This window comes from Sphingomonas sp. Leaf32 (assembly GCF_001421765.1).
GTDB lineage: Bacteria > Pseudomonadota > Alphaproteobacteria > Sphingomonadales > Sphingomonadaceae > Sphingomonas.
On the sequence record NZ_LMLA01000007.1, the window covers coordinates 47,154 to 68,650 of the forward strand.

The 21,497-nt window shown below is 70.8% G+C and carries 23 protein-coding genes and 1 pseudogene; 17 read left to right on the top strand and 7 right to left on the bottom strand.

What is annotated here, in order from left to right; genetic code table 11:
• Window positions 1–8 precede the first annotated feature (8 nt).
• The 3 genes from ASE83_RS08005 to ASE83_RS08015 form a co-directional block, all read right to left on the bottom strand.
• Complete coding sequence (locus ASE83_RS08005; protein WP_235515978.1) at window positions 9–827, bottom strand: helix-turn-helix domain-containing protein; 819 nt, start codon at window positions 825–827, stop codon at window positions 9–11.
• A 222-nt stretch (window positions 828–1,049) separates the two neighbouring features.
• On the bottom strand, window positions 1,050–3,326 hold the full coding sequence (gene ptsP / locus ASE83_RS08010; protein WP_055787962.1) for a phosphoenolpyruvate--protein phosphotransferase: 2,277 nt from the start codon (window positions 3,324–3,326) through the stop codon (window positions 1,050–1,052).
• A 148-nt stretch (window positions 3,327–3,474) separates the two neighbouring features.
• Window positions 3,475–4,035: a helix-turn-helix domain-containing protein gene (locus tag ASE83_RS08015; protein ID WP_055787966.1), complete on the bottom strand. Its 561-nt coding sequence runs from the start codon at window positions 4,033–4,035 to the stop codon at window positions 3,475–3,477.
• A 101-nt stretch (window positions 4,036–4,136) separates the two neighbouring features.
• Between ASE83_RS08015 and ASE83_RS08020 the strand changes: the two genes are divergently transcribed.
• Window positions 4,137–4,592, top strand: a complete 456-nt coding sequence (locus ASE83_RS08020; RefSeq protein WP_055787969.1) for a DUF6456 domain-containing protein — start codon at window positions 4,137–4,139, stop codon at window positions 4,590–4,592.
• Window positions 4,593–4,640: 48 nt separating this feature from the next.
• Here the strand turns inward: ASE83_RS08020 and ASE83_RS08025 are convergent, their stop codons facing one another.
• Window positions 4,641–7,121, bottom strand: coding sequence for a DUF2339 domain-containing protein (locus ASE83_RS08025; RefSeq protein WP_162236629.1), 2,481 nt, complete (start codon window positions 7,119–7,121; stop codon window positions 4,641–4,643).
• Window positions 7,122–7,194: 73 nt separating this feature from the next.
• On the opposite strand from ASE83_RS08025, the gene ASE83_RS08030 reads away from it, so the two are divergent.
• Window positions 7,195–7,851: a glutathione S-transferase family protein gene (locus tag ASE83_RS08030; protein ID WP_055787974.1), complete on the top strand. Its 657-nt coding sequence runs from the start codon at window positions 7,195–7,197 to the stop codon at window positions 7,849–7,851.
• Window positions 7,851–8,801 (top strand): diaminopimelate epimerase, encoded by a 951-nt coding sequence (gene dapF / locus ASE83_RS08035; RefSeq protein ID WP_055787978.1) that lies wholly within the window; start codon window positions 7,851–7,853, stop codon window positions 8,799–8,801. The genes ASE83_RS08030 and dapF overlap by 1 nt, the downstream gene beginning before the upstream one ends.
• Before the next feature lie 281 nt (window positions 8,802–9,082).
• Here dapF and ASE83_RS08040 read toward each other — a convergent pair whose 3' ends face one another.
• Both ASE83_RS08040 and ASE83_RS18795 read right to left on the bottom strand, forming a co-directional pair.
• The gene (locus ASE83_RS08040; RefSeq protein ID WP_235513273.1) at window positions 9,083–9,409 is read right to left on the bottom strand and encodes an antitoxin Xre/MbcA/ParS toxin-binding domain-containing protein; all 327 of its coding nucleotides are present in this window, start codon (window positions 9,407–9,409) and stop codon (window positions 9,083–9,085) included.
• Window positions 9,406–9,576, bottom strand: a complete 171-nt coding sequence (locus ASE83_RS18795) for a hypothetical protein (RefSeq protein WP_200921867.1) — start codon at window positions 9,574–9,576, stop codon at window positions 9,406–9,408. The genes ASE83_RS08040 and ASE83_RS18795 overlap by 4 nt, the downstream gene beginning before the upstream one ends.
• A 257-nt stretch (window positions 9,577–9,833) precedes the next feature.
• On the opposite strand from ASE83_RS18795, the gene ASE83_RS08045 reads away from it, so the two are divergent.
• From ASE83_RS08045 to ASE83_RS08055, 3 genes are all read left to right on the top strand, one after another.
• A complete protein-coding gene (locus tag ASE83_RS08045; RefSeq protein WP_055787982.1) occupies window positions 9,834–10,334 on the top strand; it encodes a hypothetical protein in 501 nt (166 codons plus the stop codon).
• Window positions 10,331–11,638, top strand: a complete 1,308-nt coding sequence (locus ASE83_RS08050; protein ID WP_055787985.1) for a DNA-packaging protein — start codon at window positions 10,331–10,333, stop codon at window positions 11,636–11,638. Before ASE83_RS08045 ends, ASE83_RS08050 begins: the two co-directional genes overlap by 4 nt.
• Before the next feature lie 475 nt (window positions 11,639–12,113).
• Window positions 12,114–13,235, top strand: coding sequence for a phage portal protein (locus tag ASE83_RS08055; protein WP_055787987.1), 1,122 nt, complete (start codon window positions 12,114–12,116; stop codon window positions 13,233–13,235).
• 122 nt (window positions 13,236–13,357) lie between these two features.
• On the opposite strand, the gene ASE83_RS18470 is transcribed toward ASE83_RS08055, so the two are convergent.
• The gene (locus ASE83_RS18470; RefSeq protein ID WP_156352919.1) at window positions 13,358–13,504 is read right to left on the bottom strand and encodes a hypothetical protein; all 147 of its coding nucleotides are present in this window, start codon (window positions 13,502–13,504) and stop codon (window positions 13,358–13,360) included.
• A 38-nt stretch (window positions 13,505–13,542) separates the two neighbouring features.
• Here ASE83_RS18470 and ASE83_RS08060 point away from each other — a divergent pair, with 38 nt between their 5' ends.
• From ASE83_RS08060 to ASE83_RS08110, 11 genes and pseudogenes are all read left to right on the top strand, one after another.
• Complete coding sequence (locus ASE83_RS08060; protein ID WP_055787991.1) at window positions 13,543–13,851, top strand: DUF6127 family protein; 309 nt, start codon at window positions 13,543–13,545, stop codon at window positions 13,849–13,851.
• Window positions 13,839–14,216, top strand: coding sequence for an HK97 family phage prohead protease (locus ASE83_RS08065; RefSeq protein ID WP_055787994.1), 378 nt, complete (start codon window positions 13,839–13,841; stop codon window positions 14,214–14,216). Before ASE83_RS08060 ends, ASE83_RS08065 begins: the two co-directional genes overlap by 13 nt.
• Window positions 14,217–14,468: 252 nt before the next feature.
• Window positions 14,469–15,389, top strand: a pseudogene (locus ASE83_RS08070) (phage major capsid protein); the annotation flags it as partial.
• 536 nt (window positions 15,390–15,925) lie between these two features.
• Entirely contained in the window at window positions 15,926–16,129 is a 204-nt protein-coding gene (locus tag ASE83_RS08075) for a hypothetical protein (RefSeq protein WP_055788001.1), read from the top strand.
• A complete protein-coding gene (locus tag ASE83_RS08080) occupies window positions 16,126–16,506 on the top strand; it encodes a DUF3168 domain-containing protein (protein WP_055788003.1) in 381 nt (126 codons plus the stop codon). Before ASE83_RS08075 ends, ASE83_RS08080 begins: the two co-directional genes overlap by 4 nt.
• Before the next feature lie 288 nt (window positions 16,507–16,794).
• Window positions 16,795–17,202 carry a phage major tail protein, TP901-1 family gene (locus ASE83_RS08085; protein WP_055788005.1) on the top strand — a complete coding sequence of 136 codons (408 nt, stop codon included), beginning with the start codon at window positions 16,795–16,797 and terminating at the stop codon, window positions 17,200–17,202.
• On the top strand, window positions 17,199–17,510 hold the full coding sequence (locus ASE83_RS08090; RefSeq protein ID WP_055788008.1) for a gene transfer agent family protein: 312 nt from the start codon (window positions 17,199–17,201) through the stop codon (window positions 17,508–17,510). The genes ASE83_RS08085 and ASE83_RS08090 overlap by 4 nt, the downstream gene beginning before the upstream one ends.
• On the top strand, window positions 17,507–17,698 hold the full coding sequence (locus ASE83_RS08095) for a phage tail assembly chaperone (protein WP_055788010.1): 192 nt from the start codon (window positions 17,507–17,509) through the stop codon (window positions 17,696–17,698). The genes ASE83_RS08090 and ASE83_RS08095 overlap by 4 nt, the downstream gene beginning before the upstream one ends.
• A complete protein-coding gene (locus ASE83_RS08100; RefSeq protein ID WP_055788013.1) occupies window positions 17,691–18,236 on the top strand; it encodes a hypothetical protein in 546 nt (181 codons plus the stop codon). The genes ASE83_RS08095 and ASE83_RS08100 overlap by 8 nt, the downstream gene beginning before the upstream one ends.
• 3 nt (window positions 18,237–18,239) lie before the next feature.
• Window positions 18,240–20,528, top strand: a complete 2,289-nt coding sequence (locus ASE83_RS08105) for a DUF2460 domain-containing protein (protein WP_055788015.1) — start codon at window positions 18,240–18,242, stop codon at window positions 20,526–20,528.
• The gene (locus ASE83_RS08110; protein ID WP_055788018.1) at window positions 20,525–21,307 is read left to right on the top strand and encodes a DUF2163 domain-containing protein; all 783 of its coding nucleotides are present in this window, start codon (window positions 20,525–20,527) and stop codon (window positions 21,305–21,307) included. The genes ASE83_RS08105 and ASE83_RS08110 overlap by 4 nt, the downstream gene beginning before the upstream one ends.
• Window positions 21,308–21,497 lie beyond the last annotated feature (190 nt).

The window sequence follows — 21,497 nt, forward strand, 5'->3', positions numbered from 1 at the left end:
CGCCACGCTTAACCGGCGGGCGACGGCGTCGGTGTGGGCGCTGCCGACGCGCGGTTGCGCAGGGCCTCCGCGCTGACGCCCACGGTGACCGGGCGTTCGGCGGTGCCGAGCGGCGGCACGTTCGATCCGTTGACGGTGACGGTCAGCAGGTCGGGGCGACCGGTGCGGATCTGCGGGTTCTTCGCGGTCATCGGCACGTCGTAGCGATCGCCCGCCTTCATCTCCTTGTTCACCAGCGTGCCGGTGTCGTCGAAGATGCGGACCCAGGTCGTGCCGGTGGCGGTCAGCGTCACCTGTCCCCCGCCCGCCGGGACCGGCGGTGCGACGGGCGCGGTGTTGCCGGTTGCGGGCGTCGGGGTCGGCGGCAACATGCCGAGGTCGCCGGCGACGGTCGCCTGGGCGGTCACCGGTTCGTCGCGGCGGAACAGCGAGGTGCCGAAATACAGGCCGACGCCCAGCAGCAGTACGATGGCGATCGCGGCGGCGATGACGACGACGCCGGGCGAAGGCCCGCGGCGCATGTCGATCGGTTCGAGGTCCTGCAACGGTTCGGGACGCTGGTAATTGGCGGCGAGTTCGGAGCGGAGCGCGCGCGCCACCTCCGTCTCGTCCACGCCGACTGCGCGGGCATAGGCGCGGCCGAAGCCCATCGCATAGGTGATCGAGGGGAGCGCCTGAAACTTGCCGTCCTCGACCGCTTCAAGGTGGCGCAGCGGAATCCGCGTGCGCTGCGCGATGTCCGACAGGGTCAGGCCCTGCGCCTCGCGTGCCGAACGCAGCATCATGCCCGCCGTGCGTGGCGCGCCCGTGGTGCTGTCGCCGTCCATCATCACTACCCTTCCAACCCGCTGATCGTCCCGCCCCCGGTCCATGGGCGGTTTCGGCCAGCGCAGGGCGGCTGTCAACGTCGCAGCGGGGTGTCGGGTGGAAAGTGAGGTGGGGGAGAGGAACTTATCCTTCCCGGCACGGGGAGGGGGTGCTTCGATACGGGCCTTCGACAAGCTCAGTCCCTACTCAGCACAAACGGTTCTACCGGATGTTATCGCGCTCTAAGAAAGGTCGATGCCGTTCGCCCTGGCCCATTCCTCCAGCGCGGGGCGCAGGGTACGGCTGGGGGTGGCGAGGAGGCGGTCGATTTCCGCCATCGCCGCCTGCCGGTCGAGCGAGCGGATCATCGCCTTGACCGGGCCGACCGCCGCCGGGGTGATCGACAGCCGGTCGATGCCGAGCGCGATCAGTGCCATGGCTTCCAGGGGACGCCCGCCCATCTCGCCGCAGACCGCCACCGGCTTGCCCGCGTCGTGCGCCGCGCGGGTGACACGGCGCAGGAAGCGCAGGATCGCCGGGCTTAGCCAGTCGTAGCGCATCGCAAGGCGCGGATCGGCGCGGTCGGCGGCGAACAGGAACTGGGTCAGGTCGTTGGTGCCGATCGACAGGAAGTCGAGGCTGGGCCACAGGAAATCGAGCACGTCGGCAAGCGCCGGCACCTCCAGCATCGCGCCGTAGCGGATGTCGGTCGGCAGCGGCTTGCCCCGGCCGCGCAGCCATTCGCGCTGCGCCTCGAACAGGGCGCGCGCCTCCTCGAACTCCCACGGTTCGGACACCATGGGGAACATGACGTGGAGCGTGCGGCCATCGGCGGCTTCGATCAGGGCGCGGGCCTGCGCCTTCATCAGCCCTTCGCGGCCGAGCGCCAGGCGCAACGCGCGCCAGCCCATCGCCGGGTTCTCCTCGACATGCCCCTCGGCATGGTCGAGATAGGGCAGCGCCTTGTCGCCGCCGATATCGACGGTGCGGAACACGACCGGACGATCGCCCGCCACGTCGAGCACGTCGCGGTATAGCCGCTGCTGGCGCTCGCGCTGCGGGAGGGTCGCCGACACCAGGAACTGGAATTCGGTGCGGAACAGGCCGATGCCATCGGCGCCGGTCAGGTCGAGCGCGGCGGCGTCGTCGCGCAGGCCGGCATTGACCATCATCGTGATGCGATGGCCGTCCTTCGTGACCGGCGGTTCGCCCTTCATCGCGGCGAAGGCGGCACGGCGCTTCTGCGTCAGCGCCAGCTTCGATTCGAACGCCTCCTCCATCGCCGGGGTCGGGCGGATGACCAGCAGGTCCTCGACCGAATTGAGCAGCAGGCGGTCGCCCTCCGCGATCAGGCGGCGGACGTCGCGGACGCGGCCCAGCACCGGCACGCCCATCGCGCGGGCGACGATGACGACGTGCGCGGTCAGCGACCCTTCCTCCAGCACGACCCCTTTCAGGCGGCGGCGGTCATATTCGAGCAGTTCCGCCGGCCCCAGATTACGCGCGATCAGGATCGTGTCCTGCCGCAGACCCATCTGCGCGGCGGTGCCGAGCTGGCCCGACACGATGCGCAGCAGCCGGTTGGACAGGTCCTCCAGATCGTGCATCCGGTCGGCGAGCAGCGGGTCCTTGATCTCGCGCATCCGCATCCGCGTGCGCTGCTGCACGCGCTCGATCGCGGCTTCGGCGGTCAGGCCGCTGTCGATCGCCTCGTTGATGCGGCGCGCCCAGCCTTCGTCATAGGCGAACATCTTGTAGGTCGCGAGGACCTCGTCATGTTCGCCGCCGACGCCGAATTCGGCCTGGTTCGACATGCGTTCGATCTGGTCGCGCATCTTGTCGAACGCGGCATAGACGCGGTGGCGCTCCGCCTCGACATCCTCCGCCACGGTATGTTCGATGACGATGCGCGGCTGGTGGAAGACGGCGACGCCCGCGCCCATGCCCTCGACCAGCTTGAAGCCGGGGACGCGCACCGCGCCGGTCGCCTGCGGCCGGATCGACGCGCCGCCGGTCGCGTCGATCAGGTCGGCATTGGCGATCAGTTCGGACAGCACCATCGCGACGGTCTGCAGCGCCTCGATCTCGACATCGGCATAGCGGCGCGGTTCGGCGTGCTGGACGGTCAGCACGCCGACGGCGCGTTCGCGGCGGATGACCGGCACGCCGGCGAAGCTGTGATATTTGTCCTCGCCCGTCTCCGGCCGATAGGCGAAGTCGGGATGGGTCGCGGCCTCGGCCAGGTTGAGCGTTTCGATATTGGCGACGATCGTGCCGACCAGCCCTTCGCCCGGCGCGAATTTGGTGACGTGGACCGCCTCCTGCGCCAAACCCACGGTGGCGAAGAGTTCGAGCAGCCCCTCGCGCAGCAGGTAGATCGAGCAGACCTCGCTATCCAGCGCCTCCGCGATGATGCGGACGACCGAGTTCAGTTTGGCCTGCGCCGGACTTCGCGACGCCATCACGTCGTGAAGGTTCGTCAGGATTTCGCGGGCGGAGGCGGTGGCCGAGACGGGCATGGGCGAGGGCTAACACGCCAGCGCCGGGGCGTCACGACGCTTTAGGACGGGGTCGGGGAAAGTTGCGGTTGGGTAATCGCTAATCAGCTTTATCGTCATTCCCGCCTGCGCGGGGATAACGGCGTTTGATTTTGTCGGACGTCCCAAACTACAAATTGCGCACCAGCCGCTCCGCCACCGCGATCCACGCGCAGCGCAGGCCGACCGGGCCGGCACCGAGCGTCGCGGGAAGGATCGATACCATGTCGCCGTCGAACGCCAGCAACCGGCCGAAGGCGAAGCGACCGGCGGGGCCGGGGGCCAGCACGTCACGGTGGAGCGCGGCGATATAGTCGGCGGGCGCCAGGCGGCGGCACCACAGCATGTCGCCCGCGCGATAGTCGCCGGTCGTGGCCTGCACGATCATCGCGACGAGTTCGCCCTCGCTGCGCGGCGGGGTGACGCTCATCGCGCGGCGGGGGGCCGCAGCACCCGACCCGTCGAGGATCGCGGCGACCGGAATGTCGGGGCGTTCGGGCAGGCGGACCAGATCGGCGGCCTCGACCGCCAGCGCGGCGGCGATGCGGTTGAGCCAGCCGACCGAGACGGTGCGGGTGCCGGTTTCGAGGCGGCCGATGGTCTGTGCGGTGGTCGGCGGCACGCAGCGGATCGCGACCTCCTCCAGCGTCAGGCCGCGTGCGCGGCGCACTTCGCGGATGGCGGTAATCATCGACGGTCTTCCTCGTGCACAAACCAGATCGGTACAAATGCTTTCCTACAACCCTGCCATCATGGCAACCCCGCCGGCGAATCGACGGAGGGAGGCGGGCTTTGCGCGAACTGGTGGAACGGCGGCTGGTGGACGGGCGGGTGCGGCAGGAACCGGGCGGGCGGCGGGTGCAGGTGAACTTGCGCGAGTCGCCCCTCGACTGGCTGCGGTCGCGGTCGCTGGTCGATGCGCGGCAATATGAGGCGGGCGAGCGGCTGCGCGGCGATTACGAACGGGCGGCGCTGGGACCGCGCGTGACGATGCGGTGGGACGCGGCGCCACGGGGCGCCAAGGGGGCGGCAAGCGATCCGTCGGGCGGACAGGTGGCGGCCAAGGCGCGGTTCGACGCGGCGGTGGTAGCGGTCGGGCCGGGGCTGTCGGACATTCTCTGGCGGACGGTGTGCGCGAACGAGGGGCTGCCGGCGGCGGAAAAAGCGCTGGGCTGGCCGGCGCGGGCCGGGCGGCTGGTGCTTACGTTGGCGCTCGATCGGCTGGCGGCGCATTATCGGCTGGCGTGACGTTGGTACCGGCCAGTGCCGAGTGAACAATGCCCCGCATTGTTCAGATCATGCCGGGGGCATGATCGATCCGACACTCCCCTCCCCGCCACCCACGACAGTATCTTGCATGGGTGGCGGGGAGGGGGAGCGGGCCGGTGCCGCGACAACATAGCGCCGATAGGCCCAGCCGATGCCGATCAGCGCGCCGCCCAATGCCATGAACGACAGGATGCGCAGCACCCCCTCCAGCGCGGCGGCATCGATCAGGAACACCTTGAGCGTGGTGAGCGTCAGCAGGGTCAGGCCGAAGCGGCGCAGGTCGGCGCTGGCCCGCGCGATGCCGCGCCACAGCCACAGGGTGGCGAGCGCGAGCATCGCGGCGGAATAGCCGCCATTTTCGGCCAGGCCGATGGGACCGGTGAGCAGGGTCCCATGCGCGATCTGGCGGATGGTGGCGAGCGTCGCGACGAGGGTCAGCAGCGCGGCGATCAGGCTGCGGCGCGGCAGGTCGGTCCATCGCCAGATCAGCGCGGCGGCGAAGCCGAGGTGCAGCGTCGCGGCGTTGAGCAGGGGGAGCGGGCCGACGTTCTGGGCGATCCACACCGGGTTTAGCCCGAGCAGGTCGTACCAGACGAGCCGTGCCAGCCCGAGGATGAGGAAGGCGGCGCCCAGCCGACGATGCCGCCGACCTGCCAGCGCGCCGATCAGCAAGCTCAGGTCGGTGAGCAGCGCGCGCTCGATAAAGCCGTTGGCGGTGAAGGCGGGCAGGGTGGCGATGGCGAAGGGCTGTTTCAGGAGGACATAGCCGCCCAGCACGGTCAGCGCGATCTGCACCGGCAGGATCAGCCGGCGGAGCGGGCCGAACAGCGCCGGCGCGCGCCATGCCGCCGCCAGGACGGCGATGCCGGGCAGGAGGATAAGGGCGGCGGCATCGACCGCGCGCGGCAGATAGGCGTAGGGAAAGACGTCGAAGCCGAGCGACTTGCCGAGCGCGACGAGGATCTGCGCGATCGGTCCGGCGGCGGCGAGAAGCAGCAGCAGCCACGGCAAAACCACCAGCCGTCCGATCGCCCGGCGGTCGAGGCGCAGCGCGGCCAGCAATATCCCGCCCGCCGCCAGCGGGGCGAGCGCGATCCATGGCGCAGGCAGGTAGGTGGCGAGCAGGATGCCCACCGCGAGCGCGACCGTGGCGATGCCGCCGACCAGCCCGACATCGCCGCGCTCGACCCGGTCGCGGTGCCGCCATGCCAGCGCGCCGCCGGCCAGCGCGAGCAGCAGCCACGGGATCGGGCGGGCGATCCACGGCGTGCAGAGCTGTGCGGCCAGCAACGGCCCGATGCTGCCCAGCAGCGCGACCGCTCCCCAGCCGGCACCGCGCCGCGACAGGGCGGCCCCCGCCCCGGCGAAGATCAGCATCGCGACCGGCACCATGGCTTCGGTGGCGTTGCCGTCGTCCTGCACCATGCCCGCGCCGGTGAGCAGGGTAACGAGGATCGCGGTGACGATGGCGGCGGGAAGCAGGATCGCGTCGCGCCAAGCGAGGACCAGCGCGGCGACGGAGAGGGTCAGGTAGAAGCTCCACGCCAGCACCGAGAAGTCGAGCATCGGCGCGAGCGCGAGCATCTGCACCAGCGCGGCGAGCAGGGGGGCGGCGCGTAGCCACGGCCGGGCGATGGCGGCGCGTGGCGTGGCGAGGCTGCCGCCGATCGCCAGGACGATCAGGAACACGGCGATGCCGCCCAGGCTGGCCGGGGGGACCAGTGCGATCAGCAGCCCGACCCAGCCGAACGCCGCGACCAATGCCGACAGCGCCAGCCATGCCCAGCCGCGCACGATGGCGAGCGCCAGCAGCGCGACGACGAACAGGCCGAGATAGACGAGCAGCGCACCGATCCCGGCGGCGTCATAGCCCGCGACCAAAGGCGCGGCGAACCCGCCGACCAGCGCCATGACTGCGGTCGGCGGGCCGTGGCGCAGTGCCAGGAATAGGCCGAGCGCGGTGACGCCCAGCATGATTGCGAAGCCCGTCGCCGGACCGATCAGGTGATAGAGCGCGGCGGCGAGGTAGAGCGTGGCATAGGCAGACGCGATGCCGGCCCCGGCCAGCACCTGTGCGATGCGCGGATCGTCGCGGGTGGCGGCGAAGCCGCGCGCGGCCTCGCTGCCGATCAGCAGGGCGAGCGCGAACAGCGCGGCAAGGACGGTGCGGATCGCGGGCGTCAGCCACCCCGCCTCGATCGACAGGCGCACGAGGAAGATGCCGCCGATCACCAGCGCCAGCCCGCCGATCCAGACCGGCAGGCGGCTGCCGACCAGCGTTTCGAAATCGATCGCCGGGCGGGACGGACGGGGAAGGGCGGGGCGTCGCCGCGGCGGTGCGGGCGCAGGCGGTGGCGCGATGTCGGCTACCGGAACGGGCGGGGGCGGCTGGTGTGGAACGACGTCGGGCAAGGGATGTCCCCGCCGCTCCAGCGCGTCGACCCGCCGCTGGAGGCGGACCAGCGCGACCGTCAGCGCGATCACGGTGAGGAGGAGGACTATCGTCACGATACCGGGTTGTGGCACAGCCGGCCGACCGGTGTCGCCCCCTTCGCGACGACCGGACGGAGATTGCAAGCCGATGCAGCTATATGGTTCGACCATTTCGCCGTTCGTCCGCAAGGTCGCGGTGTTCGCCGAGGAAAAGGGGATCGCGGTCGAGCTTGTGCCCGCCGCCGCCGGCGACCGATCGCCCGCGTTCCGCGCGATCAGCCCGTTCGGGCAAATCCCGGCGCTGGTCGATGGCGACTTCACGCTGGCCGATTCGAGCGCGATCGTCACCTATCTCGAGGCGAAGCATCCCGACCCGGCGCTGATCCCCGCCGATCCGCAGGCGCGCGGACGCACCATCTGGTTCGATGAACTGGCGGATACGGTGGTGTTCGCGACGGGCCGGACCATGTTGTTCAATCGGGTGGTCGGGCCGTTGTTTCGCGGAGTCGCTGGCGATGCGGCGGCGGCGGACGCGGTCGAGCGCGAGCAGTGGCCGGCGATCCTGACCTATCTGGACGCGGAGATCGGCGAGCGCGACTTTCTGGTCGGGGATACGCTGACGCTGGCCGATATCGCGATCGGCAGTGCGTTTGCCAGTGCGCTCCACGCCTGTGCGCCGATCGATGCGGCGGCCTATCCGAACCTGGCGCGCTATCTGGCGGCGATGCTGGCGCGGCCGGCCTTTGCGACGCGGGTGGCGAAGGAACAGGCGTTCATCGCCAGGGCGCGAAAGAAAGCTTCATAATGCAACTGAAATTCGTGAAGTGTCATGGGTCGGGCAATGATTTTCCGCTGATCGATGCGCGGGACATCGAGCTGGACGATGCGGCGTGGGCGCGGGTCGCGCGGGCGCTGGCGGATCGGGCGAGGGATGTCGGCGGCGACGGGCTTTTACTGCTAACTGGTTCTGATAAAGTCAATATTTTCGGGATGCGGATGTTCAATCCCGATGGGTCGGAGGCGGAGACTTGCCTGAATGGCCTCCGCTGTACCGCGCGGCTGGGGTTCGAGGTGACGGGCACCACGGCCGGACAGGTGCGGTTGAAGACCAGCGTGGCGCAAGCGCGGGTGGTCGCGCCGATCGCGCCGGGCGTCGCGACGATCGAGACGAAGGTCGGGCCGGTGTCGCTGGCCCCGCGCGATGTCGGGCTGAGCGTCGGCAGCGAACCATTCGTCGAGGCGGCGATCCCCGGCCTGCCGAGCGAACGGCGCTTCACCGCCGTCGCGATGCCGAACCCGCATCTGGTCGCGTTCGTCGATGCGGTCGATGAGGGCGAACTGGTGCGGCTGGGCGACTGGTGCGAGGCGGCGCCCGCGCTGATCCCGACGCGCGCCAATGTCAGCTTCGTCGAAGTGCGCGAGGCGGACCATGCGCCGGCGCTGTTCGTGCGCACCTATGAGCGCGGCGTCGGGCTGACCAACAGCTGCGGCAGCGCGATGGCGGCGTCGACCCATGCCGCCGCGCGGACGGGGCGGATCGGCTGGGGCGTGGAAACGCGGGTCTTCAATCGCGGCGGCATGGTGCGCGCCAGGGCCGATGCCGATGGCGTGGTGACCATCGCCGGCAACGCGACGTTCGAATGGGATGGCGAGATCGAGGTCGATCCGGCGACCGGCGTTGCGGGCGCGCTGCGGATCACCGGGCGGCGCGACGAAGAAGTCGCGGCGTGGGAGTCTATGCTCGCGGGATTGTGAGTGGGGTTTCCCGCCACGTTCCCGTTTGCTTCGAGCCTGTCGCGAACCATAGTTGGGAAGGGGGGCCAAGCGGGCGGGTTCTCGACTGCCGCTTCTCGACAAGCTCGAAGCTGCTCGAACCGAACGGGGTGGGCTGGCGTGGGCTGCATCATCAACCCGTCGTCCTGCGTAGCTGTTGCGCTGACCGAAACAGCGTATCGAAGGAGCGGTGCTTCGATACGGGCCTTCGACAAGCTCAGTCCCTACTCAGCATGAACGGTGTTGCACGACGGGTTAAAGGGTCAGACCTTCCGCTGCGCCATCGCCGCCTCGACCAGCGCCAGACCTTCCGCGCTGGCGATCGCCAGGTCGAGCGGGCGGCCGCCCAAGGCTTCGTCATGGTCGTTGAGGAACGCCATCGCCGCGTCGCGGTCGCCGAAATGACGGAAGGCCCCGGTCGCGACCTGCCCCTGGCGTGTGGCCTGTTCCGGGGTCAGGCGGACGGTCGTGTATTTGCGGCGGAACTTCATCGCGCCGGGGCGCGCCGCCGGTTCGGTCGCCGGGGCGGCGACGTCGTTAGCGACGGGCGTATCCATGTCGTCCGAAGCGGGAGAAAGGGCGGCGGTCATGCGGTCACCATCCGGCCCGAGGCGCCGAGCAGGTCGCGCAGCGAGGCGATCTGCTTTTCATAACAGCGGGCGATGCCGCCGTGCGAATGCGCCGCCTCGACCGATTTGGCATTGGCGACGCGCATCAGCGCGACCTGATGGCGGTGGAGAAGATCGTTGAGGTCCATCGTTGACGCTCCCGACAGCGTAAGCGGAAGCGCGTGCGTCTCCCGGTCGCTGGCGCCTACGGACCATCTGCCAACGATGCCCCTTATGTGGGGACGACGGGCGCAATCCGCCATGGCTGGGTTAAAACGAACCAGATGGGAACATTCCGGTTGACAGCGCGACGCTGATATGGCACAAAACAGGAACATCGGGAATTGTAGGGATCGGGGCCGGGCGGAAACGTCGTCGGCCCCGATCCGCGTCTGGGGGTGGGGACATGGCAAGTGACAGCGTGATCCGCAGCGGAACGAACCGTCCGCTGCAACGGCGACATGTGACGCATGGCTGGACCGATGCGCGCCGGGCAACCTTTCTCGACCATATCGCCGCGACCTGTAATCTGGCTACGTCGCTGACCGCCGTGGGCATGACCAAGACCGGCCTCTACGCGCTGCGCCGGCGCGATCCGGTGTTCGCCGAGCAACTGCGCAGTGCGATGCTGGTCGGGTACGAGCGGCTGGAGGCCGAATTGCTGCGCAAGGCGGTGGCGGCGTTCGAGGATGGCGATACCGGTGGCGCGGAAAAGGGCGATGTGATCGTCGAACCGATGAGCGTGGATCAGGCGATGCGGCTCCTCGAACGCTATCAGACGTCGCAGAAGGGCAGCGGCGGGCCGGGCGTTCGCGAGGTACGGCATCGCGCTACGCAGGCGGAAACCGACGCGATGTTGCTGGAGCAACTGCGCATCCTGCGCCGCCAGCGCGAGAAACGGGCATGACGCCGCGCGATCCGATGATCGAGGAGCTGATCGCCTTGGACGATGCCGAACAGGCGCGCATCATCGCGCGGCTGACGCCCAGCCGGCGGCTCGAACTGGCGACGCGCTGGAGCATCTATGCCCATGCCGGACAGACGGTCGCCGACAATGACTGGACGGTGTGGCTGATCCAGGCGGGGCGCGGGTTCGGCAAGACCCGCGCCGGAGCGCAATGGGTGTGCGCGCAGGCGGCGGACCGGGGCGACCTGCGCATTGCGCTGGTGGGGGCGAACCGGCGCGACGTCGAAACGGTGATGGTGCGCGGGCCGGCGGGGCTTCTGGCGATCGGGCGACATTATGGCGCGGTCAAATATCGGCCGTCGCATAACATGGTCGAGTTCGGGTCGGGCGCGAAGGCGTTCGTCTATGCCGCCGAAAGCCCGGAGGGACTGCGCGGGCCGGAGCATCATGTCGCGTGGTGCGACGAACTGGCGAAATGGCGCAATGCCGATGCGACATGGGACAATCTGATGATGGGGATGCGGATGGGGGAGCGGCCGCAGACGCTGGTCACGACCACGCCGCGCGTGATCCCGCTGCTGCGGCGCATCCGGGCGATGCCGGGGGTGCGGATCACCGGCGGGCGGTCGCGCGACAACCGGCATCTGTCCGAAAGCTGGTTCGCGCAGATCGAGGGGGCCTATGCCGGCACGCGGCTGGGCCGGCAGGAGCTGGAGGGCGAGCTGATCGAGGATGTCGCGGGCGCGTTGTGGTCGCGCGCGATGATCGAGGAGCGGCGGGTGGACGCGGTGCCGACGCTGGTGCGGGTGGTCGTCGGGGTCGATCCGCCCGCCGGGGTGGGGGGCGATGCGTGCGGCATCGTGGCGGTCGGCAAGGGCGTGGACGGCCATGCCTATGTGCTGGAGGATGCCAGCGTTTCCGGCCTGTCGCCCGAGGGGTGGGCGGGCGCGGTCGCGGCGTGCGCGGGCCGCCATGGCGCCGACCGGGTGGTGGCGGAATCGAACCAGGGCGGGGCGATGGTCGCGAGCGTCCTGCGCGCGGCGGATGCCGGATTGCCGGTGCGGCTGGTCCATGCGTCGCGGGGGAAGGCGGCACGGGCGGAGCCGGTGGCGGCATTGTACGAGGGCGGGCGGGCGTTTCATGTCCGCACGTTTCCCGCGCTGGAGGACGAGCTGTGCGGGCTGGTTTCCGGTGGTGGCTATGAGGGGCCGGGGCGCTCGCCGGACCGCGCCGATGCGCTGGTGTGGGCGATGTTCGAGCTGATGCTGGGCGGGCGCGGGGAGGCGGTGGTGCGGGTGTTGTGAGTTGCGGGCGGGGTTCTCGACGGACGCTTCTCGACAGGCTCTAAGCTGCTCGAACCGAACGGGGTGTGTGGGGGCTAGGGGGGTGGTGTTTTCGCGCTCTGCGGTCCCTTGCTTGCCCTTCGTCCTCTCCGTTTGCTTCGAGCGCAGGTTCGAGGTTGTCGAGAACCGTAGTCGAGAAGGGGGTGCCGCGAACGCGCCTTCGCTTTCGGCTGGGGAAGAAGAAGCGGGACCCCGGATCAAGTCCGGGGTGACGGTGTGGGGGCGGTTCGCTCCCGTTCATTTATCCCCGCCTGCGCGAGACCTCTGCAAAAGCCCCCGATCCGTACCCCGGCCTTCGCCGGGGTACGGCGAGGCGTTGGCTCTGTTCAAGACTTTTGCAGAGGTCTCGCCTGCGCGGGGGTACGCCAGTGCACGGCGAGGGCACGCTGCCCTTCAAGACATCGAACGGGCACGGCCCGACAACAGGAGAACGAGCATGAAATGGTTCGGACGCAGGTCCGGGCGCGATGGCGCGCGTCCGGTGCTGGCGCGTGGCGGCGCGACCCTTTGGCGCGACGGCAGCGGGCCGGCGGCGGGGGATTGGGCGCAAGGCTATGAGGCGCAGCTGCGCGAGGCGTATCTGGGCAATCCGATCGCGCAGCGCGCGGTCCGGATCGTGGCCGAAGGGCTGGCGTCGCTGCCGCTGAAGGGCGATCCGCGCGGGGTGACGCTGGTCGAGGCGCGGTCGGCGGGGCAGGACCTGCTGGAAAGCGTGGGCGCGCAACTGCTGCTGCACGGCAACGCCTATATCCAGATCCTCGACGACGGCGCGGGCGGGATCGGCGAACTCTATGCGCTGCGGCCCGAGCGGGTGACCGTTGAGGCCGATGCGGGCGGATGGCCGGTCGCCTATCGCTATCGCGTGGGTGAGCGGGTGCTGCGCATTCCGATGGAGGGCGAGGGCGGCCGGCCGGGGCTGATCCACCTGCGCGGCTTTCATCCGCTGGACGATCATTATGGGCTGGGCTGCCTGGGCGTGGCGGCGGGTGCGGTCGCGATCCACAATCAGGCGGCGCGGTGGAACAAGGCGCTGCTGGACAATGCCGCGCGGCCGTCGGGGGCGCTGGTCCATGATCCGGGGGATGGCGGGGTGTTGTCGGGCGAGCAGTTCGACCGGTTGCGCGCGCAGATGGACGATGCCTTTGCCGGGGCGGCCAATGCCGGGCGGCCGATGCTGCTGGACGGGGGACTCAAATGGCAGGCGATGAGCCTGACCCCGGCGGACATGGATTTCGTGGGGTTGAAGGCGCAGGCGGCGCGCGAGATCGCGCTGGCGTTCGGGGTGCCGCCGATGCTGCTGGGGCTGCCGGGCGACAATACGTTCGCGAATTACCGCGAGGCGAACCGCGCGCTGTGGCGGCAGACGATCGTGCCGCTGGGCAAGCGGGTGCTGGGCGCGATCGGGCAGGGGATCGATGGCTGGCTGGGGACGGGTGCGCTGGAGATCGACATGGAGGCGATCCCGGCGCTCAGCGACGAGCGCGACCAGTTGTGGACGCGGGTGGCGGGGGCGGATTTCCTGACCGACGACGAGAAGCGGGGGTTGGTGGGGATGTGAGCGCGCTGTCCGATCCGCTCACGCGGAGGTGCGGTGCCGGCCCGCTCCCCCACCCGGCCACCCATCGAGAATACCGTGTGGGTGGCCGGGTGGGGGAGCGGGCCGGCACCGCACCTCACAAATCAACGCGGCGTGCAGACCAAGGTCGTGCGGTCGAACCGGCCGCCGGCGTCGAGGCAGCGTTTCCCTTTGAGGAACGGCAACGCGAAGGTGAAGGCGAGCAGGGCCGCGCCGAAGGCGGCGGCGATGATGCGGAGGCGCGGTCTCACGGGGCCGGGCTAGCGCGGCGACAGGCAGGAGGCAAGCGATGGGCGATACGGGGCTGCTGGCGCAGCTGATGGGACAGGCGGCGGACGATGGCGCCGACCTGCAGACGCTGCGCGCGATTGCGGAGGAGGCGGGCGAGCTGGGCGCGAGCCGGGCGATGGCGCGGATCGGATTGTCGGACGCGGCGGCGGCGGCCGACGTGCAGGAGCTGCGCGAGCTGTTGAAGGCGTGGCGCGATGCGAAGCGATCGGCGGTGCGCGCGGCGGTGGCGTGGGTGATGCGGATGGCGTTCGCGCTGCTGCTGGTCGGCATCGCGGTCCGGACCGGGTGGCCCGAATGGGCGCGGTGAGGTTCGCGGGCTATGCCGCGATCTTCGGCCGGGCGGACCGGGGCGGCGACGTGCTGCTGCCCGGTGCCTTGGTGGCGGCGGGGGCGGTGCCGCTGTTGTGGCAGCATCGCGGGGACCCGATCGGCACGGTCGAGTGGCTGGGCGAGGATGCGCGAGGCCTGGCGGTGATCGGGCGGATCGCGGGCGGAGAGGCGGCGCGGCTGGTCCGGGCGGGGGCGGTCGACGGGCTGTCGTTCGGGTACCGGGCGCGCAGCGTGCGGCAGGGGGCGTGGCGGACGATCGCCGCCGCCGACCTGATCGAGGTGAGCGTGGTCGCGCAGCCGATGCAGGTGCTCGCGCGCATCCATGCGGTCGAGGACGGGTGAGCGTTTTCCGGACGCGCTCGCGCGCGTCGTGCGGTGCCGGCCCGCTCCCCCACCCGGCCACCCACACGGTATTCCGATGGATGGCCGGGTGGGGGAGCGGACCGGCACCGCACCAACAAAGACTTTCACGAACTTTTCCACAACGGGGTGTCGCAGCAACGCGGCGCCCCTTTTTTCATGGGGACGACGAGGATGACGATCGAGACGCTGGCGGGGAGCTTTTCGGGTGTGGCGGCGGGTGCGAGCCGGCCGATGCTGAGCATGGGGGTGCGGGGCGGTGGCTTCGGCGCGTTCGTGCGGAGCGGCATGACCATCGAGACGAAGGCGGTGGCGGGGACCAGCGATGCGGGCGGCGGCTATGCCGTGCCGCGCGAGATCGACGCGATGATCGGCGCGACGCTGAAGAGCGCCAGCCCGATCCGCGCCATCGCGCAGGTGGTGAGCGTGGGGTCGGCCGGATACCGCAAGCTGGTTACCAGCGGGGCGACGCCGTCGGGCTGGGCGAGCGAGGGCGGCGCGCGGCCGGAGACGGCGACGCCGACCTTCAACGAAATCGCCCCGCCGATGGGCGAGCTGTACGCCAATCCGGCGGCGAGCCAGGCGATGCTGGACGACGCCGCGTTCGACGTCGAGGTCTGGCTGGCCGACGAGATCGCCAGCGAGTTCGCGCGGGCCGAGGGGCAGGCGTTCGTCGCGGGCAGCGGCGCCGGGCGGCCGCGCGGGTTCCTGAACTATCCCACCGCCACGACCGGCGACGCAGTGCGGGCGTTCGGGACGCTGCAATATCTGCCGAGCGGCGCGGCGGCCGATTTCGGCGCCGATCCGGAAAACCGGCTGATCGACCTGGTGCACAGCCTGCGGGGGGCGTACCGGCAGGGCGCGTGCTGGGTGATGAACGCGCAGACGGCGGCGCGCATCCGCAAGTTCAAGACGGCGGACGGCGCGTTCCTGTGGACGCCGGGGCTGGCCGAGGGACAGGCGAACACGCTGCTGGGCTATCCGGTGGTCGAGGCGGAGGACATGCCCGACATCGCCGCGAACACCTTCCCGATCGCGTTCGGGAACTTCAAGGCCGGGTATTTGATCGCCGAGCGAGCCGAGACGCAGATTTTGCGCGATCCTTATTCGAACAAGCCGTTCGTGCACTTCTATGCCACCAAGCGCGTCGGCGGGCCGGCACCGCCCTATCCGCGTGAGCGGATCAAACAGGAGACAATCATGAGCGCAGCGCCCTTTCCGGCGGCGGTGATCGCGGGGGTGCGCGTGGCGGCGCGCGACCATCTGCGGATCACCGGGACCGCCGAGGACATGGTGATCGACCGGCTGGCGGAGAGCGCGCTGGCGCTGGCCGAGGCCTATACCGGCACCGCGATGATCGCGCGGCCGCATGAGGCGATGATGGCGGCGTCGCCCGAATGGCGGCCGCTGCCGGTCGCGCCGGTGACCGCGATCACGGCGGTGCCGCCGGTCGCGGCGATCGACATCGACGAAGCCGGCACGGGATGGGTGCGGATGGCTGCGGCGGGGCCGGTGCGCTTCGTCGCGGGGCTGGCGATGGAGTGGAGCGCGGTGCCGCCGCCGGTGGCGCAGGGGATCGTGCTCCTGGTCGCGCATCTGTTCGATGCGCGGACGGCGGCGGCGGCACCCCCGGCGGCGGTGGGGGCGCTGTGGCGGCCGTGGCGGCGGATGCGGCTGGTCGGGGAACGGCGATGATCGGTGCGCTGGAGCGGGCCGAGGCTACGGCCGAGCGCCGGGCGGAGGCGGCGCGCGCGCGGGTGGTCGCGGCGGCGCGGGACGTGCCGGGGGTGTCGGCGGAGGTCGTCGGCGATGGCGTGGTGCTGTCGGGGCGGGGGCTTGTGCGGCGTACCATCGCCGATCCCCGGCTGCAGGATATTGCGGGGTGGGGGCGATGATCGCGGGGGCGGTGTTGCAGGCGATGCTGGTCGCGCGGTTGCGGGCGGTGCTGACGACGGCGAGCGTGTTCGATGCGCCGCCGGTGCGGGCCGGGCGGCCGTATGTGGTGGTCGATACGCCGGTGCTGACCGACTGGGGCACCAAGGATGCCGCCGGACGCGAGGGGCGGGTCGTCGTGCAGGTGTTCGACGGGGGCGAGGTGCCGGCGCGGCTGCGTTCGATCGCGGCGGCGGCGGAGGTGGCGGTGTTGTCGGCGCCTGCGCTGCTGGCCGGGTGGCGGGTGGCGAGCCTGTCGTTCGTGCGCAGCCGGGTGCTGCGCGAGGGGGATGGGTGGGTCGGGGCGATCGAGTTCCGGGTGCGGATGCTGGCGGGGTGATTTCCGCGTTCGTCCGATCATACCCCCGCTCAGGCGGGGGTCCAGGGTCGCTTCGCGGGTGGTGGCGTTTGGGGCTCTGGATCCCCGCCTTCGCGGGGATACGGTTTTGGTCGACGGATGCCCTCAATGTTTCCGGACGTACCCCGGCGAAGGCCGGGGGCCAGTTGGGCAGCGGTTTCGATCAGTTAGCGGCGGCTCCCGGGCGGTGTCGCGGGATGCGGTGGGAGACCCCGGCTTTCGCTGGGGTGACGGTTTTGGTTGGGCGGCGGACTTTTCAGGAGACAATCGATGGCGGCGGAGAAGGGTAGTGCGTTCCTGTTGAAGATCGGGAACGGGGCGGTGCCGGTGGCCTATGCGACGGTCGCGGGGCTGCGCACGACGCAGTTGAGCGTCAATGGCGAGGCGGTGGCGATCACCAGCAAGGATTCGGGCGGGTGGCGCGAATTGCTGTCGGGGGCCGGCGTGCGGTCGGTCAGCGTCAGCGGCGCGGGCGTGTTCACCGGATCGGCGGCGGAGGTGCGGCTGCGCGGCAATGCGCTGTCGGGCGTGATCGACGACTATCGGCTGAGCTTCGAGAGCGGCGAGACGATGACCGGGCGGTTCCTGGTCACGCGGCTGGACTATGCCGGCGATTATAATGGCGAGCGCAATTATACGCTGGCGCTGGAATCGTCCGGCCCGGTGGTGTCGGCATGACCGCGCCCGCCAATCCGGTGCGCGGCGAGGCGCATGTGCGCGTGCACGGCGAGACATTGGTGCTGCGCCCGAGCTTTGCTGCGCTGGTCGCGGCGGAGGGGGAGGTGGGGTCGCTGTTCGCGCTGGTGGAACGGGCGGCGGCGGGGCGGCTGACCCTGGCCGAGCTGGTCGCGTTGCTGTGGCATTGCCTGCGCGATCCGGCGCCGATGGGACGCGACAGTTTCGCGGAAGGCGTGACGGCCGGCGGACTGGCGGCGGCGACCCCGGCGCTGAAAATGCTGATCGCGCAGATTCTGGGCGGGCGGTGACGTTCGCCGAAGCCGCGCGGCGGATGGGGGGACTGGCGGGCGTCGCCTTCGGCTGGGGACCGGACGCCTTCTGGCGCGCGACGCCCGCCGAGCTGGGCACGCTGGTGCAGGCGGTGCGGGGCGATGCGCCCGACCCCTGCGACCGGATCACGATCGACCGATTGAAGGAGCGTTTTCCCGATGGATGAGGAAATCGAACGGCTGGTCGTGCGCGTGCGCGCCGATACCGCCGGGTTCGCGCAGGATGTGGCGACGATGCAGGCCAGCCTCGACGGGCCGTTCGCCGGCGGCATCGACCGCGCCGGGCGGGCGATGGAGACGACGCTGGCGCGCGCGATCCGCAGCGGCAAGCTGGGCTTCGACGACCTGCGCGACACGGCGTTGAAGGTGCTGGGCGAGATCGCGGCGGCGGCGGTGGTCGGTGCGGTAACGCCGGGCGGGGGCGGCGGGCTGATCGGGCTGCTGGGGCAATTGATCGGCGGCGCGCCGGGGCGGGCCACGGGAGGCCCGGTCAGCCCGGCGCGACCGTACTGGGTCGGTGAGCGCGGGCCGGAACTGTTCGTGCCGACCAGCAGCGGACAGGTGGTCCCGGCGCAGGCGGGCGGCGGTCGCGAGGTGCGGGTGGCGATCACGGTAAATGCCGGCGGCGGCGATGCGCCGCGCGCGCTGCAACAGTCGAGCCGGCAGGTGGCGCGGGCGGTGCGTGCCGCGCTGATGGAGGCTTGAGCCATGGGATATTGGCTGGCGGAGACCCGCACGGTGCAGGAGGCGGGGGTGCTTTCGCGCTTCGATCCTGCCTATTGGACGGTCGATTTTCCGCGTCCGATGATGGCGTCGGTGGTGACCACGGGGGCGGACGCGCTGCGGGTGGATTGCGTCTTCTACCGGCAGGATGATCTGGCGGGGCTGATCTGGGCATCGGAGGATGTCCATGACCACCCGCTGCTGCGCTATGACACGGTGCGCGATTATCGCGACTGCACCCTGCGGTTCCGTTGGCGCTCGTCGGGCGTCCGGGCGCTGGATGCGACGCATGGCCCGGCGCTGACGATCGAGGGGCGCGATGCGGCCGGCGTGGCACGGGCATGGTACGTCCGGCTGTGGAATTATGCGACCGGTAGCCCTGAGGATGCCGAGGTCGTCATCGACTTCGCGACCGTCATCGGCGGGTACACGCTGCCCGAGGATGGGGTGCCGGTGTGGGCGGGCGATGTCGACCGGATGTTCGTGTCGCTGGTGCCGCCGGACTATGCCGAGGACGGCGGGCTGCTGGCGGCACCGGCCAAGGGCTGGGCGGAGATGTCGGCGATCCGCTGCGATGGGTCGGGATCGGTGCTGGGGGTGGGCGACGTGGTGCTGCCCGAACATGGGTTGCGGATCGCGAGCGGCTATGACGACAGCTATCACCTGACGCCCGAGCGGCTGCTGCACAATGCGCTGCGGCTGGGGTATCGCGGCGCCCTCGTCCATTATGTCGGCATGAGCCATTATTTCCGGCTCGAACGGTCGGGCGACGGGTTGTTCGTGTCGCTCGGCGGCGGGGTGCTGAACGTGGCCTGCGCGGCGTGGCATCGCGACTTCGCGGCGCGTGCCGGGGCGCTGGGATATGATCCGGTCTGGTCGCTCAGCTACGAATTGTTCGATGCGCATTGCTGGGGCGACTGGAAGCAACGCGCGGCGGACGGGTCGCCCGCGCTGACCGGCTGGGCGCCGCCGTCGACGCTGCTGTCGCCGGCGCATGTCGGGGCGATGGCGTATTTGCAGGCGGTGGCGCGGGCGTTCGTCGGGATCGGGCGGGCGGCGGGCGGGCGCCGGCGGTTCCAGGTCGGCGAGCCTTGGTGGTGGGTGACGACCGATCATCGCATCTGCCTGTATGACGATGCGGCGCGGGCGGCGCTGGGCGGCAATCCGCCGGTGATCGACGATGTGTGCGGGGAGCTGGATGCCGCGCGGCGGGCGTTGCTCGACCGGGCGGGGGCGTTGCTGGCGGCGTCGACGGCGGCGCTGGTCGCGGCGGCGCGCGAGGCGGGGGCGGAGGAAGCGCTGCTGCTCGCCTATCTGCCGACGATCCTGAATGCCGACAGTCCGGAGGTGAAGCGGGCGAACCTGCCGGTCGGGTGGGCAAGGCCGGCGTTCGATGTGTTGCAGCTGGAGGATTATGACTGGGCGGCGACCGGCAATGTCGGGGCGACCACGCGCGGGGTCGCGGCGGCGGGGGAGCGGCTGGGCTATCCGGCGGATGAGCAGCATTATTTCTCGGGCTTCGTGTTGCGGCCCGAGGATCGCGGGCAGTGGCGGGCGATCGCGGCGGCGGCGGATGCCGCGCGGGCGCGGGGCGTGGCCGACACCTTCGTCTGGGCGCTGCCGCAGGTGCTGCGCGACGGGTTCACCTATTTCGAAGAGGAGGGGGCGATGGAGGCGTTCGACGATGTGCGCTTTCCGCTGGCGCTGGGCGCGGAGGCCGAGGTGATGCCGGAGACGTCGACCGCGATCGTGGTGGCGGCGGGTGGGCATGAGGCGCGCAATGTCGACTGGGCGGAACCGCGCACCCGCTATGATGTGGGACCGGGCGTGCGGTCGCAGGCGGATGTGGCGCTGCTGCTCGATTTCTTTCGCGCACGGCTGGGGCCGGCGCGGGCGTTCCGGTTGCAGGACCCGTTCGACCACGCGACCGCCGTGGAGCCGGGGTATGGCGATGTGGTGATCGGGACCGGCGATGGCGTCACGACTCGGTTCGCGCTGGTGAAGCGATACGGGCAGATGGTCCGCCGGATCACCCGGCCGGTGGCGGGCAGCGTGCGCATCGGTGTGGGCGGGGTGGAGACGCAGGGCTTTGCGGTCGGTGACGGCGGCGTGGTGCTGCTCGACGTCGCGCCGGACAAGGGCGTGGCGGTGACGGCGGGGTTCACGTTCGACGTGCCGGTGCGCTTTGCCGAGGACCGGTTGCAGGTGGCGCGCGCGACCCATGGCGCGGGCATCGCGGCCAGCGTGCCGCTGATCGAGGTGCGCGAGGCATGAGCGCGGTGTCGACGCTGACCTTGTGCTGGCGGATCGAGCGGCGCGACGGGGTGACGATCGGCCTGACCGCGCATGAACGCGATGTGGTGGTGGACGGGCTGACCTGTCGCGCCGCGCCGGGGATGACCCCTTCCGCCATCGTGCGCGACGATACGCTCGACGCGCCGGCGATGACCGTCGAGGGAGCGCTTGGCCATGCCGCCATTGACGAACGCGACCTGCGGGTCGGGCGCTATGACGGCGCGCGGGTGGCGGTGTTCGCGGTGGACTGGGAACGGCCGGGGGCGCCCGTGCCGGTGGCGAGCGGGCGGATCGGAACGGTCGAGACCGGGCGCGGGAGCTTTGCCGCCGAACTTCTGGGCGGGGAGGTGCGGCTGGAGGCGCCGGTGGTCGAGGCGACGTCGCCCGGATGCCGCGCGACGCTGGGCGACCGGCGGTGCGGGGTGGCGATGCGCGGACGGCGGCGGATCGTGCGGGTAAGCGCACAAGAGGGCGAGCGGCTGGTGCTGGCGGCGGGCGCGGGCTTCGCGCGCGGGCGGTTGCGCTGGATCGGGGGCATGAATGGCGGGCTGTCGGCGTTCATCGTTGCGGCCGATGCCGAGGGGGTGACGCTGGAAGCGCCGCCGCGCTTCGAGGGGGCGGGGGCGCTGGTGGAGTTGAGCGAGGGATGCGACGGGACGCTCGCCACCTGTCGCGACCGGTTCGGCAATGTCGCGAACTTTCGTGGGGAGCCGCATCTGCCGGGGATCGATCTGCTGACCCGCTATCCGGGCGGATGAGCGCGGTCGGGCGGGCGCGGGGTGCGATCGGGTGCCGGTTCCGGCGGCAGGGGCGGACGCCCGAGGCGGGGTTCGACTGTGTCGGGCTGGTCGGCTGGGCGCACGGGGTCGCGGTGCCGGACGATTATCCGCCACGCAGCGGCGATGCGGCGCGGGCCGCCGCCGTGCTGGGGCAGACGTTCCGGCAGGT

Bases quoted from the DNA above. Each gene is read 5' to 3' on its own strand.
- ASE83_RS08080 (WP_055788003.1), top strand. From the start codon at position 16,126: ATGATCGCGGGGGCGGTGTTGCAGGCGATGCTGGTCGCGCGGTTGCGG.
- ASE83_RS08015 (WP_055787966.1), bottom strand. From the start codon at position 4,035: ATGATTACCGCCATCCGCGAAGTGCGCCGCGCACGCGGCCTGACGCTG.
- ASE83_RS08100 (WP_055788013.1), top strand. From the start codon at position 17,691: ATGGATGAGGAAATCGAACGGCTGGTCGTGCGCGTGCGCGCCGATACC.
- ASE83_RS08030 (WP_055787974.1), top strand. From the start codon at position 7,195: ATGCAGCTATATGGTTCGACCATTTCGCCGTTCGTCCGCAAGGTCGCG.
- ASE83_RS08055 (WP_055787987.1), top strand. From the start codon at position 12,114: ATGAAATGGTTCGGACGCAGGTCCGGGCGCGATGGCGCGCGTCCGGTG.
- ASE83_RS08110 (WP_055788018.1), top strand. From the start codon at position 20,525: ATGAGCGCGGTGTCGACGCTGACCTTGTGCTGGCGGATCGAGCGGCGC.
- ASE83_RS08045 (WP_055787982.1), top strand. From the start codon at position 9,834: ATGGCAAGTGACAGCGTGATCCGCAGCGGAACGAACCGTCCGCTGCAA.
- ASE83_RS18795 (WP_200921867.1), bottom strand. From the start codon at position 9,576: ATGGACCTCAACGATCTTCTCCACCGCCATCAGGTCGCGCTGATGCGC.
- ptsP (WP_055787962.1), bottom strand. From the start codon at position 3,326: ATGCCCGTCTCGGCCACCGCCTCCGCCCGCGAAATCCTGACGAACCTT.
- ASE83_RS08075 (WP_055788001.1), top strand. From the start codon at position 15,926: ATGATCGGTGCGCTGGAGCGGGCCGAGGCTACGGCCGAGCGCCGGGCG.
- ASE83_RS08060 (WP_055787991.1), top strand. From the start codon at position 13,543: ATGGGCGATACGGGGCTGCTGGCGCAGCTGATGGGACAGGCGGCGGAC.
- ASE83_RS08005 (WP_235515978.1), bottom strand. From the start codon at position 827: ATGGACGGCGACAGCACCACGGGCGCGCCACGCACGGCGGGCATGATG.
- dapF (WP_055787978.1), top strand. From the start codon at position 7,851: ATGCAACTGAAATTCGTGAAGTGTCATGGGTCGGGCAATGATTTTCCG.
- ASE83_RS08050 (WP_055787985.1), top strand. From the start codon at position 10,331: ATGACGCCGCGCGATCCGATGATCGAGGAGCTGATCGCCTTGGACGAT.
- ASE83_RS08090 (WP_055788008.1), top strand. From the start codon at position 17,199: ATGACCGCGCCCGCCAATCCGGTGCGCGGCGAGGCGCATGTGCGCGTG.
- ASE83_RS08105 (WP_055788015.1), top strand. From the start codon at position 18,240: ATGGGATATTGGCTGGCGGAGACCCGCACGGTGCAGGAGGCGGGGGTG.
- ASE83_RS08085 (WP_055788005.1), top strand. From the start codon at position 16,795: ATGGCGGCGGAGAAGGGTAGTGCGTTCCTGTTGAAGATCGGGAACGGG.
- ASE83_RS08065 (WP_055787994.1), top strand. From the start codon at position 13,839: ATGGGCGCGGTGAGGTTCGCGGGCTATGCCGCGATCTTCGGCCGGGCG.
- ASE83_RS08040 (WP_235513273.1), bottom strand. From the start codon at position 9,409: ATGACCGCCGCCCTTTCTCCCGCTTCGGACGACATGGATACGCCCGTC.